This window comes from Vibrio sp. Vb0667, from assembly GCF_033391095.1.
Map to the genome: position 1 here is coordinate 1 of NZ_JAWPOL010000012.1, position 13,310 is coordinate 13,310.

Sequence of the window (13,310 nt, forward strand, 5' to 3'; positions counted from 1 at the left end):
GTAGGGCTATCGCCAAGCGGTAAGGCAGCGGCTTTTGATGCCGCCATTCCCTGGTTCGAATCCAGGTAGCCCTGCCATATACAACGATATTGAGATTTTACCAATTATCTTGATATCTATAGATTAAGTTGCGGAAGTGGCGGAATTGGTAGACGCACCAGATTTAGGTTCTGGCGCCGCAAGGTGTGAGAGTTCAAGTCTCTCCTTCCGCACCATTATCGGAAAACCCAGCATGACTTTGCTGGGTTTTTTCTTTTTTTGGTTCTGGACTCGGGAAATCATTAGATTTGCCGAATTAAAAAAGCGAGCTCATGGCTCGCTTTTTTTCTATCTGTGATTTGAGTAGCTTACTACATACCTAACGCGTATTTCAGTACTTGAGCCTTAATTGGCCCTGAGTTTTCAGCAAGCTTCAATGCAGCATTACGTACGAACTTCAATGGCCCTAGATCGTTGCTAAAACCTTTATAGAAAAAGTCCATGCCCGTCTGCATGAGTAAGTTGTCAGGTCGACGTGCGCGTTCGTATTTCGCGAGTAAGGTATCTTCCAGCTTTTCTTGTTGTTCTGTTACCGAAAGGAGAACGTCTACATCTTTGAAGCCTAAGTTTACCCCTTGCCCTGCAAGCGGGTTGATCGTATGGGCAGAGTCACCCACTAATACGCAATTTTTGCTTGAGTAGCTTTGCGCATGACGACGAGTGAGTGGGAATGAGCCAAACTGTAAAACTTCAATATCGCCTAATTCTGCAGGGAAATGACGTAAGATTTCTTCCCTTAGTTGAGGTTTACCCATCGCACACAGTTGTTTAATACGTTTAGGCGAGTCATACCAAACCAAAGAACCTTGGCCTACTATTTGACCATCGTCGTTACTCAAAGAGCACAGAGGTAAAAATGAACGTGGGCCTGAAGGTGTAAATTGTTGCCAAGTAATATCTTGCTGAGGCAATTCTGTTTTCACGTTAATCAACATGCAGTGTTGTCGGTAATCCCACGCAGTTACACCAATTCCAGCCAATTGACGAACTTTAGAGTTTGCACCATCAGCACCAATCACCCAGTTAGCTTCAAACTGCGCCCCATTTTCTAGTGTCACAAGATTTACATCTGCAAACTCAATGGCTTTTAATCGCTCAGGACACATCACGGTTAGATTTTCATACTTAGAGAAGACTTGCCAAAGACCTAATTGGATTAGGCGATTTTCAACGATGTAACCTAGCTGATCCAATGACAATTCATCAGAGTGAAAACGAGTACGGCACTCTGGGTGCTCCCAAGTTTCTAAGCGCCGATAAGGACAAACTCGCATGCTCTTGATCTCTGACCATGCTCCGAGTGAATCAAGTAACTCCACCGACTGGTGCGAGATTGCAGATACACGAATATCCATCGCCTGAGCGGCATCAAAAACTTTAGGTTTTGTACCTTCGACCAAGACAACGCTTCTGCCCTGCTTGGCAAATCCAACAGCGACGGCTGCCCCGACCATACCGCCACCGATCACGGCGATGTCATACTTGTTCATTTTTCACTCTTCATCGTGCTGATTAATTGGCGTTTTTTATTGTACTTTCCATGGCTACTTTTACAAAATTGTTTAACAAAAAACCTTGTTCAGCATAGGGCGAAAAACTAGATTTCATCAGGCTTTGCAGAGAATTAGCTAGATCACTAGTCAGGTGCTTTTTAAAGCAGTACAATACGCCGCTTACCGCCGTGATGGCGGCTATAATTTGAGCAATAGCTCTCCGATTTAAGTACAACTGAACGAGCGAAAGTGAGATGAGTAAGAAACTGCTAATTAAAACCTGGGGCTGCCAGATGAACGAATACGATTCATCAAAAATGGCCGACCTGCTTAATGCTGCAAACGGCTACGAGCTGACGGAAGAGCCAGAGGAAGCAGACGTACTTCTACTTAACACCTGTTCGATCCGTGAAAAAGCGCAAGAGAAAGTTTTCCACCAGCTAGGCCGCTGGAAAACACTAAAAGATAAAAAACCTGGCGTAGTTATCGGTGTAGGTGGTTGTGTAGCAACGCAAGAAGGTGACCATATTCGTGAACGTGCACCATACGTTGACGTTATTTTTGGCCCACAAACTTTGCACCGCCTACCTGAGATGATCAAACAATCTCAGTCCGATGATGCACCAGTTATGGACATTTCGTTCCCAGAGATCGAAAAATTCGACCGCCTACCTGAACCTCGCGCTGAAGGTGCGACAGCATTCGTTTCTATTATGGAAGGCTGCTCTAAGTACTGTACTTACTGTGTCGTACCGTACACTCGTGGTGAAGAAGTAAGCCGTCCAATGGATGACGTACTGTTCGAAATCGCCCAACTTGCTGAACAAGGCGTACGTGAAGTAAACCTTCTGGGTCAAAACGTAAACGCGTACCGTGGTCCTATGCACGATGGTGAGATCTGTTCATTTGCAGAACTGCTTCGTTTGGTTGCGTCTATCGATGGTATCGACCGTATTCGTTTCACGACGAGCCACCCGTTAGAATTCACAGACGACATCATCGCAGTATACGAAGATACGCCAGAACTTGTGAGCTTCCTGCACTTACCTGTGCAAAGTGGTAGTGACCGTATCCTAACGATGATGAAACGCCCTCACACCGCTATCGAATACAAATCGATCATCCGTAAACTGCGTAAAGCTCGTCCTGATATCCAAATCAGTTCAGACTTTATTGTTGGTTTCCCTGGTGAGACAGACAAAGACTTCCAAGACACCATGAAGCTAATCAAAGATGTAGACTTTGACATGAGCTTCAGCTTTATTTTCTCTCCACGTCCAGGTACGCCAGCAGCGGATTACCCTTGTGATGTGTCAGAACAAGTGAAGAAAGAGCGCCTTTACGAACTACAGCAAACTATCAATGCTCAAGCGATGCGTTACTCTCGCTTAATGCTTGGCACAGAACAACGTGTTCTAGTTGAAGGTCCTTCGAAGAAAAACCTAATGGAACTACGCGCTCGTACAGAAAACAACCGTGTAGTAAACTTTGAAGGTAGTGCAGACCTAATTGGTCAGTTCGTTGATGTGAAGATCGTAGACGTATTTGCAAACTCACTGCGTGGTGAGCTAGTACGTACTGAAAAAGACATGGATCTTCGTAGTGTGATTTCCCCAACGCAGATGATGGCGAAAACACGTCGCGAAGATGAGCTGGGTGTAGCTACTTTTACGCCGTAAGCTCGTATAAATAGCCATAGAGAGCCTGGTCGTTATCAGGCTCTCACTAAGTGGCAAAAAATGAGAGGCAACATTGAGCAATAAAATCGTAACTCTAGAAATTAACCTAGAACCTTCAGACAACCGCCGACTAGCTAGCCTGTGCGGTCCATTCGATGACAACATCAAGCATTTAGAACGTCGTCTAGGCGTTGAAATTAACCACCGTAGTGACCACTTTACGATTGTCGGTAAACCTCATACCGCATCAGCTGCGCTGGATATCCTGAAAACTCTATATGTTGATACCGCACCTGTACGAGGTGAGATCCCAGATATTGAGCCTGAGCAAATCCATCTAGCGATCAAAGAGTCTGGTGTTCTTGAGCAGAATACTGAGTCTAACATCGAGCATGGTAAAGAAGTCTTCGTCAAAACCAAGAAAGGTGTGATCAAACCACGTACGCCAAACCAAGCGCAGTACTTGGTTAACATGGTCACGCATGATATTTCTTTTGGTATTGGCCCGGCTGGTACAGGTAAAACCTACCTTGCTGTAGCAGCAGCTGTTGACGCACTAGAGCGCCAAGAGATCCGCCGTATTCTACTTACTCGTCCAGCGGTTGAAGCTGGTGAGAAATTGGGCTTCCTGCCTGGTGATTTAAGCCAGAAAGTCGACCCATACCTACGTCCGCTATACGACGCCCTATTTGAAATGCTGGGCTTTGAGCGCGTAGAGAAGCTGATTGAACGTAACGTGATTGAGGTTGCTCCTCTTGCTTACATGCGTGGTCGTACTCTAAACGACGCCTTCATCATTCTTGATGAGAGTCAGAACACCACTGTTGAGCAGATGAAGATGTTCCTAACGCGTATTGGTTTTAACTCTCGCGCGGTTATCACTGGTGATGTCACGCAGATTGACTTACCTCGTGGTGCGAAATCGGGTCTTCGTCATGCTATTGAAGTACTAAGCGAAGTTGACGACATCAGCTTTAACTTCTTCTTAGCCGACGACGTTGTACGTCACCCTGTGGTTGCTCGTATCGTTAACGCGTACGAGAAGTGGGAAGCACAAGACCAGAAAGAGCGTAAAGAGTTCGAGAAACGCCGTCGTGAAGAACGCGATGCGAAGTTACTAGAAGCAGAAAAAGCCGAACTGAATGCACAAGTTGCTTCAACTAAGGAATAATCATGGCGATTGAACTTGATCTGCAACTGGCAGTCGAAAATGAAGAAGGTCTGCCTTCGCAGCAAGATTTCCAATTGTGGCTAGATAAGACAATTCCTCTCTTCCAGCCACAAGCCGAAGTCACCATTCGTATTGTTGATGAACAAGAAAGTCATACGCTCAACCATGAGTATCGCGGCAAAGATAAACCAACTAATGTGTTGTCGTTTCCATTTGAAGCACCTCCTGGTATGGAAATAGATTTACTTGGTGATTTGATTATTTGCCGCCAAGTTGTTGAAAAAGAGGCGGTTGAACAGAGCAAGCCTCTGCTAGCACATTGGGCGCATATGGTTGTACATGGCAGCTTGCATCTGCTAGGTTATGATCATATAGAGGATGACGAAGCCGAAGAGATGGAGTCCCTCGAAACCGAAATCATGCAAGGTATGGGTTATGAAGATCCTTACATTGCTGAAAAAGAGTAGCTATTGGCCACTCGACAGGGAAAGGCGAACCACCTAAATGACTCTCGTGTTCGCCTCTCTATGTGTGCTATCACACTTCTGATAGCGTTACTTAATTGAGAAACAATGAACGAAGATAATTCTCCCTCTTCTAACGAAGATAAGAAAGAAAAGGCAGAAGGTCCGAGTAGAAAGTCCTTCTTTGAACGTCTAGGTCAACTATTTCAGGGCGAACCAAAAGATCGCCAAGAGCTTGTGGATGTTATCCGCGACTCTGAAGTTAACGACCTGATTGACCATGACACTCGCGATATGCTCGAAGGTGTTATGGAAATCTCCGAAATGCGTGTGCGTGACATTATGATCCCGCGTTCGCAAATGGTTACCGTTGAGCGTACTCACGACCTTGATACCTTGGTTGCTTTGATTACCGATGCTCAACACTCTCGCTACCCTGTGATCAGCGAAGATAAAGACCATGTGGAAGGCATACTTCTAGCGAAGGACTTACTTAAATACTTAGGCTCAGGCAGTAATCCATTTGATATCGAAGAAGTCATTCGACCAGCGGTTGTAGTACCGGAAAGTAAACGCGTTGATCGACTGCTGAAAGAATTCCGTGAAGAACGTTATCATATGGCCATTGTTGTCGATGAATTCGGTGGTGTTTCTGGTCTTGTGACCATTGAAGATATCCTTGAGGAAATCGTCGGGGATATTGAAGATGAATTCGATGAAAGTGAAGAGACGGACATTCGTAAGCTGAGCAAGCATACGTTTGCTGTCAGAGCGCTGACAACCATCGAAGAGTTTAATGAGACATTCGGAACCAACTTCAGCGATGAGGAAGTTGATACCGTTGGTGGTATGGTCATGACTGCCTTTGGTCACTTACCTTCTCGTGGTGAACTGGTTGAAATTGAAGGCTACAACTTCAAAGTCACCGCTGCCGATAACCGTCGTGTCATTCAACTCCAAGTGACGATCCCAGACGAAGAAACCCTGGTTGAAGCCACTCAAGAGTAACGCGATACCCATTGGGAATCTCAGAAATTACAATGATGAATGAACTCTTTCATCGCCTTAAGCGGCCCTTAGTGGCCGCTTTTGTTGGCGCCTCTACTACACTCGCTTTCGCTCCTTACCAGCTGTGGTCTATTGCCATTCTTAGCCCTGCAATTCTACTGATTCTTCTTGCTAACCAAACTCCGAAACGCGCACTATGGATTGGTTATGCTTGGGGGTTAGGTCAATTTGCAACTGGCGTTAGCTGGGTTTACGTCAGTATCTCCGGTTTTGGCGGTATGCCGCTCATTGCCAATTTATTTTTAATGGGCTTACTTGTTGCCTACTTGGCTGTTTATTCAGGCTTATTTGCTTGGCTCAACAACAAGCTGTTTCCTCAATTTACGCTCACAAAAGCACTTCTCGCTGCACCTGCTTTATGGCTGATAAGTGATTGGTTGCGTGGTTGGGTGATGACCGGCTTCCCTTGGTTATGGCTAGGCTATAGCCAGATAGATGCTCCACTCGCAAGCTTTGCACCAATTGGCGGCGTAGAACTGCTTACTCTATTTATCCTTATCAGCGCAGGGGCGTTAGCCTATGCATGGATTCATAAGCAGTGGCTGATGGTGATTATCCCTGCGGTATTACTCAGTACTGGCTTTGGGATTCGCAACTACGATTGGGTAACACCCCGACCAGAAGACACGACTAAGCTCGCACTGATTCAAGGTAACGTAGACCAAAACCTAAAGTGGCTACCAAGTCAACGCTGGCCAACCATCATGAAATATGCTGACTTAACTCGTGAAAACTGGGACGCTGACATTATCGTTTGGCCAGAAGCAGCAATTCCCGCTTTTGAAATTGAAGTGCCTTCATTTTTGAGCAATATCGACAGCGCTGCAAAAATGAATAACAGCGCAATCATCACCGGTGTCGTCAACCAAGCTGAAGATCGACAGTTCTACAACAGTATTCTGTCCCTCGGCATCACACCATACGGTGACTACAGCTTCGATTTAAGCGAACGTTACCATAAGCATCACCTACTACCGTTTGGTGAGTTTGTACCATTTGAAGATATTTTGCGCCCATTAGCGCCATTCTTTAACCTACCGATGTCATCGTTTAGCCGTGGGGCTTTTGTGCAGCCAAACATCGTTGCGAATGGCATGCACATGGCACCAGCGCTTTGCTATGAGATCATCTTTAATGAGCAAGTGCGTCAAAATGTGACTGACGAAACAGACTTCATTCTAACGCTTTCAAACGATGCATGGTTTGGTCACTCTATCGGCCCTCTTCAGCATATGGAGATCGCCCGTATGCGTGCCTTAGAGTTGGGCAAACCGCTCATCCGCTCGACTAACAATGGATTAACAGCGGTAACCGATCACAAGGGTAAAATCGTTGAGCAAGTTCCGCAGTTTGAAACTGCAGTACTGCGCGCAGAGCTCACCCCAACCGATGGGAAAACGCTATATCGAATCGTTGGTACTTGGCCATTGTATATTTGGGTAGGGTTAAGTTTAGCGCTGGCTTTCGGTTTAAGAAGAAAACAGAGCTGATAACAGCTTGAAAGTAGAAAAGACAAAAAAGAGGCGACTAAGCCTCTTTTTTCTTCATTGCATTATACAGTCGTTACTCGCCATTTATGGCTTTAATGACTGACGAGTAAAGCCTTTGTGACCACACTTAATACACGGAATGATTACTGTTGGGTGGTTATACGTTGTCTTGTGACCACACTCATCACAGACTAAAGTGCCTAAGCCTATCACCTCTCCTGCTTCATATAGCCCTTGATGCTCTAAGTCATCGAACAACTCAACCCACTCAACTTTAGTTCGGTCTGTAATCTCTAACAGCCCTTGCCATATCGAATCCGCAATCGTTAAGTAAAACGGACCGCTTTTGCTATCCTCGTAACTCTCTGAAAACTCTTTTAAGTCTGCTTTAAGGTACGCTTTGATTAAAGCCAATTCATCTTTGGTCAAGTCATTAGCAGCATCCACCACTTTGCCCGACGTCTCAATCGCTTTGTTAACTTCTTCCGGACTGTGCTTCAAGGTTTCAATCACATCCTCGAGCATTTCCTCATAACCTGTTTTACGTTTAGGCATAACTGACCTCCATCTTTCTCCTACCTGCGTCACTTAAGGGCGCATGGGTACAGATTGGCTATTGTTGTGATCCCTAGCTTTAGGTATTCTATGACGATCTATTTAAGTCTGTTCTAACCGAACTCACAAATTCCAAGATAACGGATACCATCGATGCAAGAACAATACAACCCACAAGATATTGAACAAAAAGTTCAAAAGCACTGGGATGACAACAAAACCTTTGTTGTAAGTGAAGACCCAAATAAAGAAAAATTCTACTGTCTGTCCATGTTCCCATACCCAAGTGGTCGACTGCACATGGGTCACGTGCGCAACTACACTATCGGTGATGTAGTATCTCGTTTCCAACGCCTACAAGGCAAAAACGTGATGCAACCAATCGGTTGGGACGCATTCGGTCTACCTGCAGAAAACGCAGCAGTAAAAAACAAAACTGCGCCAGCACCTTGGACTTACGAAAACATCGAATACATGAAGAACCAACTTAAGCTTCTAGGCTTTGGTTACGATTGGAACCGTGAATTCGCAACATGTACACCGGAGTACTACCGCTGGGAACAAGAGTTCTTCACTAAACTTTACGAGAAAGGTTTAGTTTACAAAAAGACTTCTTCTGTTAACTGGTGTCCTAACGACCAAACTGTTCTTGCAAACGAGCAGGTTGAAGACGGTTGTTGCTGGCGTTGTGATACGCCTGTAGAGCAAAAAGAAATCCCTCAATGGTTCATCAAAATCACTGAATACGCTCAAGAGCTACTAGACGACTTAGACAAGCTTGAAGGTTGGCCTGAAATGGTGAAAACCATGCAGCGCAACTGGATTGGTCGTTCTGAAGGTGTTGAACTGAAGTTTGAAGTTAAGGGTCAACAAGACCTAGAAGTTTACACAACACGTCCAGATACGCTAATGGGTGTGACTTACGTGGGTATCGCAGCCGGCCACCCTCTTGCAGCTCTTGCAGCAGAGAACAATCCAGAGCTTGCAGCGTTTATCGACGAATGTAAGAACAATAAGGTTGCAGAAGCTGAGCTAGCGACAATGGAGAAGAAAGGTATGGCGACTGGCCTTACTGCTATCCATCCATTGAACGGCCGCGAAGTACCAGTATACGTAGCAAACTTCGTACTGATGGACTACGGTACAGGCGCGGTAATGGCTGTACCTGCGCACGACCAACGTGACTACGAGTTCGCAACGAAGTACGGTCTAGACATCGTGCCAGTTATCAAGCCTGCTGATGGCAGCGAGCTAGACATCTCTGAAGCGGCATACACAGAGAAAGGTGTACTGTTCGATTCAGGTGAATTCGATGGCCTAGAATTCCAAGCGGCGTTCGATGCAATTGCAGCGAAGCTAGAAGCAGAAGGTAAAGGCACGAAGACAGTAAACTTCCGTCTACGCGACTGGGGTGTATCTCGTCAACGTTATTGGGGTGCGCCAATCCCAATGGTAACCACTGAAGACGGTGAAGTTCACCCAGTACCTGCTGACCAACTACCAGTGATTCTTCCAGAAGACGTAGTAATGGACGGCGTAACGAGCCCAATCAAAGCAGACAAAGAGTGGGCGAAGACAACCTTTAACGGCGAACCTGCTCTACGTGAGACAGATACGTTCGATACGTTCATGGAATCTTCTTGGTACTACGCGCGTTACTGTTCACCACAAGCGGACGACATCCTAGACCCAGAAAAAGCAAACTACTGGCTACCAGTAGACCAGTACATCGGTGGTATCGAGCACGCTTGTATGCACCTACTGTACTCACGCTTCTTCCACAAACTACTGCGCGATGCGGGTTACGTAACTTCTGACGAACCGTTCAAGCAACTACTGTGTCAAGGCATGGTACTGGCTGATGCGTTCTACTTCGAGAACGAGAAAGGCGGCAAAGAGTGGGTAGCTCCAACAGACGTAGCCGTTGAACGTGATGGTAAAGGCCGCATAACTTCTGCTAAAGACACTGAAGGTCGTGATGTAACGCACTCAGGCATGATCAAGATGTCTAAGTCTAAGAACAACGGTATCGACCCTCAAGAAATGGTAGACAAGTACGGCGCTGACACAGTACGTCTATTCATGATGTTCGCGTCTCCAGCGGACATGACACTTGAATGGCAAGAGTCTGGCGTAGAAGGTGCGAACCGCTTCCTAAAACGTGTTTGGAAACTAGTGAAAGAGCACACAGCGAAAGGCGCAGCAGAAGCAGTAGATACCGCAGCGCTTTCTGGTGATCAAAAAGCACTTCGCCGTGATGTTCACAAGACTATCGCGAAAGTGACGGACGATATCGCTCGTCGTCAAACATTCAACACCGCGATCGCAGCGATCATGGAGCTGATGAACAAACTAGCGAAAGCGCCTCAAGAATCTGCGCAAGATCGTGCAATCCTTGACGAAGCACTGAAAGCTATTGTTGTCATGCTTTACCCTATCACTCCGCATATCTCATACGAGCTATGGGCAGCACTAGGTGAAACAGACATTGATAACGCGGCATGGCCGACGTTTGACGAAAAAGCGCTAGTTGAAGACGAAAAAACTATCGTTGTTCAAGTTAACGGTAAGCTACGTGCGAAGCTAACAGTCCCAGCGGATATCTCTAAAGACGATATCGAACAGCTTGGTCTAAACGACGAAAACGTGGTTAAGTTCACCGATGGCCTGACTATTCGTAAAGTCATTTACGTTCCAGGTAAACTGCTGAACATCGTTGCAAACTAATCACAGCTTGCAATTTGTCTCTGTTTAGCGAACTTATTTGTTAACCAAGAGTCATTAAACAGGGTAGTTCGCTACCCTGTTTATTTACCTCAAACCATTCACATGAGTGGTTTAAGGTAAATAACCCCTTCAATTTAGGATGAATACAATCAATGCGCTTTTTCTCTTTGATTAAACTACCAGTGGTATTGGTATTGGTATTAGCGGGGCTTCTTTCTGCCTGTGGTTTTCACCTTCGCGGCGAGTATTCCGTACCGGAAGAGCTGCACACTATGTCTTTCTCCAGCTACGATGAATACAGTGAATTAACTCGCTATGTTCGCTCTCAACTCGAACTGAACAAAGTTGAACTTGTTCAACCATCATCGACGGTACCCAACCTTCATTTGACGGAAGCGACTATCGATGAGCGTACCCTGTCTCTGTATCAAAATAGCCGTGCAGCAGAAAAAGAGCTGACATACGTAGTAAAATACCGTGTGACGATTCCTGGCTATGGTTCTAAAAACTTTACGACAACAGTAAACCGCAACTACCTAGACAACCCGTTGACGGCACTTGCAAAATCTGTTGAACGTGACGTAATTGAAGACGAGATGCGCTTGCAAGCTGCAAAACAGATGATGCGCCAGTTGGGCCGTATTCGTGCCGAATATGAAGCAGGACAAATCTCTGAGCCAGCGAACACAAACTCTTAATCACTATGAGAATTTATGCCGATAAATTAACGGATCATTTAACTAAACATGTTAAACAAGTTTACTTAATCTTTGGTAATGAGCCGTTACTGATTCAAGAGAGCCGCCAAGCAATCCAAAAGGCAGCGTTTCGACAAGGTTTTGAGGAAAAACACCGTTTTGCGGTAGACGCAAGCATCGACTGGAATCAAGTTTACGATTGCTTCCAAGCGATGAGCCTGTTCTCAAACCGTCAATTGATCGAGCTTGAAATTCCAGAGAGTGGCGTGACAACCGCCGTCAGCAAAGAGCTGCAAACACTGTGTGATATGCTTCATGATGACATCATGCTCGTCATTGTTGGTAGCAAACTGACCAAAGCCCAAGAAAATGCGAAATGGTTCAAAGCATTAAGCTCAAAAGGCGACTGGGTAAGCTGTTTGTCGCCAGACCTTCAACGCCTACCGATGTTCATTCAGACACGTTGCCGCACGTTGGGACTAAAACCCGATCAGCAATCACTGCAAATGTTGGCTCAATGGCATGAAGGTAACCTATTTGCATTGACACAAAGCTTAGAGAAATTGGCCCTGCTCTACCCGGATGGTGAGCTTACCATCATACGTTTAGAGGAAGCCCTAAGTCGCCATAACCACTTCACTACCTTTAACTGGATCGACGCCTTACTGGCAGGTAAAGCAAACCGTACACAACGTATTCTTCGCCAACTTGAGGCGGAAGGGGTTGAGACCGTGATCTTGATTCGAAGTGTACAAAAAGAGTTGAGCCAACTTTTAAATATGCATCAAGACTTAAGTCAAATGGGAATGAACCAGGTATTTGAGAAATATCGAGTTTGGCAAAACAAGCGTCCACTCTATAACGCAGCACTGACCCGCTTATCAGCGAGTCGTATTTGTGCATTGCTCTCCTTGTTGGCTCAAGCCGAGATAAAAGCCAAAACTCAGTATGACGAGTCTGTATGGCCAACTATTCATCAGTTGAGCTTAGAAACCTGCTCTCCTGATATTAAGCTGGCAATTTAAAAATCAAAGCGTGATATAGTGCGCGACCTGTTTTGCAAGCAAGAATGTAAAACACTGTAGAGATAAGAGACAAACCGAGGAAAACCGAGTGCTTCGCGAAGAACTGAAAGACTTTTTAGCTGATAAAGCCGACGACATGAAAGCGGAAGACATTATCGTCCTAAATGTGGAAGATAAATCAAGCGTGACAGATTACATGATCATCTGTACTGGTACATCCAAACGCCACGTTTCATCCATCGCTGACCATGTTGCAACAGAAGTGAAAAAAGCCGGTCTTGAGCCACTAGGAATGGAAGGTGAAAACGAAGGTGAATGGGTAGTCCTAGATATGGGCGACGCCATGCTTCACGTGATGCAAGAAGAGCACCGCGAACTCTACCAGCTAGAAAAACTCTGGGGTTAATCTTTTGAAAATTCAACTAATTGCTGTTGGCACAAAAATGCCAAAATGGGTTGAGGAAGGCTTTCAAGAATATCGTCGCCGTTTCCCGCATGATATGCCGTTGGAGTTGATTGAAATCTCTGCTGGCAAGCGTGGTAAGAATGCCGATATCGCTCGCATCCTGCAAAAAGAAGGAGAAGCGATGCTCGCGGCGGTACCAAAAGGCAACCGTATCGTCACGTTAGATATCCCAGGTAAAAAATGGGACACTCCTCAACTCGCTGAGCAGTTAGAAGCTTGGAAATTAGATGGCCGTGATGTATCAATATTAATCGGCGGTCCTGAAGGACTCGCTCCTGCATGCAAAGCTGCAGCAGACCAAAGCTGGTCATTATCTGCCTTAACGCTACCCCACCCTCTAGTGCGTATCGTAATGGCAGAAAGCTTATACCGAGCGTGGAGCATCACCGCTAACCACCCTTATCATCGCGAATAATCGTTGTTTAACTTTAGAGC

At 45.7% G+C, this 13,310-nt stretch carries 12 protein-coding genes and 2 tRNA genes; 12 read left to right on the plus strand and 2 right to left on the minus strand.

Annotated elements, in window-relative coordinates:
* Window positions 1-2 precede the first annotated feature (2 nt).
* Window positions 3-77 (plus strand) — tRNA-Gln (locus R8269_RS13020).
* A 53-nt stretch (window positions 78-130) separates the two neighbouring features.
* Window positions 131-215, plus strand: a tRNA-Leu gene (locus tag R8269_RS13025).
* 135 nt (window positions 216-350) lie between these two features.
* Here R8269_RS13025 and R8269_RS13030 read toward each other — a convergent pair.
* A complete protein-coding gene (locus R8269_RS13030; RefSeq protein ID WP_258477575.1) occupies window positions 351-1,529 on the minus strand; it encodes a 2-octaprenyl-3-methyl-6-methoxy-1,4-benzoquinol hydroxylase in 1,179 nt (392 codons plus the stop codon).
* A 257-nt stretch (window positions 1,530-1,786) separates the two neighbouring features.
* Here R8269_RS13030 and miaB point away from each other — a divergent pair, with 257 nt between their 5' ends.
* The 5 genes from miaB to lnt all read left to right on the plus strand — a co-directional run bounded on the left by miaB (window position 1,787) and on the right by lnt (window position 7,404).
* Window positions 1,787-3,211, plus strand: coding sequence for a tRNA (N6-isopentenyl adenosine(37)-C2)-methylthiotransferase MiaB (gene miaB, locus R8269_RS13035; protein WP_005373038.1), 1,425 nt, complete (start codon window positions 1,787-1,789; stop codon window positions 3,209-3,211).
* A 73-nt stretch (window positions 3,212-3,284) separates the two neighbouring features.
* Window positions 3,285-4,382 (plus strand): PhoH family protein, encoded by a 1,098-nt coding sequence (locus R8269_RS13040; RefSeq protein WP_258477574.1) that lies wholly within the window; start codon window positions 3,285-3,287, stop codon window positions 4,380-4,382.
* A 2-nt stretch (window positions 4,383-4,384) separates the two neighbouring features.
* Window positions 4,385-4,849: an rRNA maturation RNase YbeY gene (gene ybeY, locus R8269_RS13045; protein WP_005373030.1), complete on the plus strand. Its 465-nt coding sequence runs from the start codon at window positions 4,385-4,387 to the stop codon at window positions 4,847-4,849.
* 105 nt (window positions 4,850-4,954) lie between these two features.
* Window positions 4,955-5,854: a CNNM family magnesium/cobalt transport protein CorC gene (corC, locus tag R8269_RS13050; protein WP_005384118.1), complete on the plus strand. Its 900-nt coding sequence runs from the start codon at window positions 4,955-4,957 to the stop codon at window positions 5,852-5,854.
* A 32-nt stretch (window positions 5,855-5,886) separates the two neighbouring features.
* The gene (lnt, locus tag R8269_RS13055) at window positions 5,887-7,404 is read left to right on the plus strand and encodes an apolipoprotein N-acyltransferase (RefSeq protein ID WP_318222554.1); all 1,518 of its coding nucleotides are present in this window, start codon (window positions 5,887-5,889) and stop codon (window positions 7,402-7,404) included.
* A gap of 84 nt (window positions 7,405-7,488) precedes the next feature.
* Here the strand turns inward: lnt and R8269_RS13060 are convergent, their stop codons facing one another.
* Entirely contained in the window at window positions 7,489-7,959 is a 471-nt protein-coding gene (locus R8269_RS13060; RefSeq protein WP_005373024.1) for a zinc ribbon-containing protein, read from the minus strand.
* Between the two features lie 153 nt (window positions 7,960-8,112).
* Here R8269_RS13060 and leuS point away from each other — a divergent pair, with 153 nt between their 5' ends.
* The 5 genes from leuS (at window position 8,113) to rlmH (ending at window position 13,290) form a co-directional block, all read left to right on the plus strand.
* Window positions 8,113-10,686 (plus strand): leucine--tRNA ligase, encoded by a 2,574-nt coding sequence (leuS, locus tag R8269_RS13065; protein ID WP_005391313.1) that lies wholly within the window; start codon window positions 8,113-8,115, stop codon window positions 10,684-10,686.
* A gap of 152 nt (window positions 10,687-10,838) precedes the next feature.
* Window positions 10,839-11,384 (plus strand): LPS assembly lipoprotein LptE, encoded by a 546-nt coding sequence (gene lptE / locus R8269_RS13070; RefSeq protein ID WP_318222555.1) that lies wholly within the window; start codon window positions 10,839-10,841, stop codon window positions 11,382-11,384.
* Window positions 11,385-11,389: 5 nt separating this feature from the next.
* Window positions 11,390-12,409: a DNA polymerase III subunit delta gene (gene holA, locus R8269_RS13075; protein ID WP_170894026.1), complete on the plus strand. Its 1,020-nt coding sequence runs from the start codon at window positions 11,390-11,392 to the stop codon at window positions 12,407-12,409.
* Between the two features lie 88 nt (window positions 12,410-12,497).
* Window positions 12,498-12,815: a ribosome silencing factor gene (gene rsfS, locus R8269_RS13080; protein ID WP_005373015.1), complete on the plus strand. Its 318-nt coding sequence runs from the start codon at window positions 12,498-12,500 to the stop codon at window positions 12,813-12,815.
* A 4-nt stretch (window positions 12,816-12,819) separates the two neighbouring features.
* Entirely contained in the window at window positions 12,820-13,290 is a 471-nt protein-coding gene (rlmH, locus tag R8269_RS13085) for a 23S rRNA (pseudouridine(1915)-N(3))-methyltransferase RlmH (protein ID WP_017821762.1), read from the plus strand.
* Window positions 13,291-13,310 lie beyond the last annotated feature (20 nt).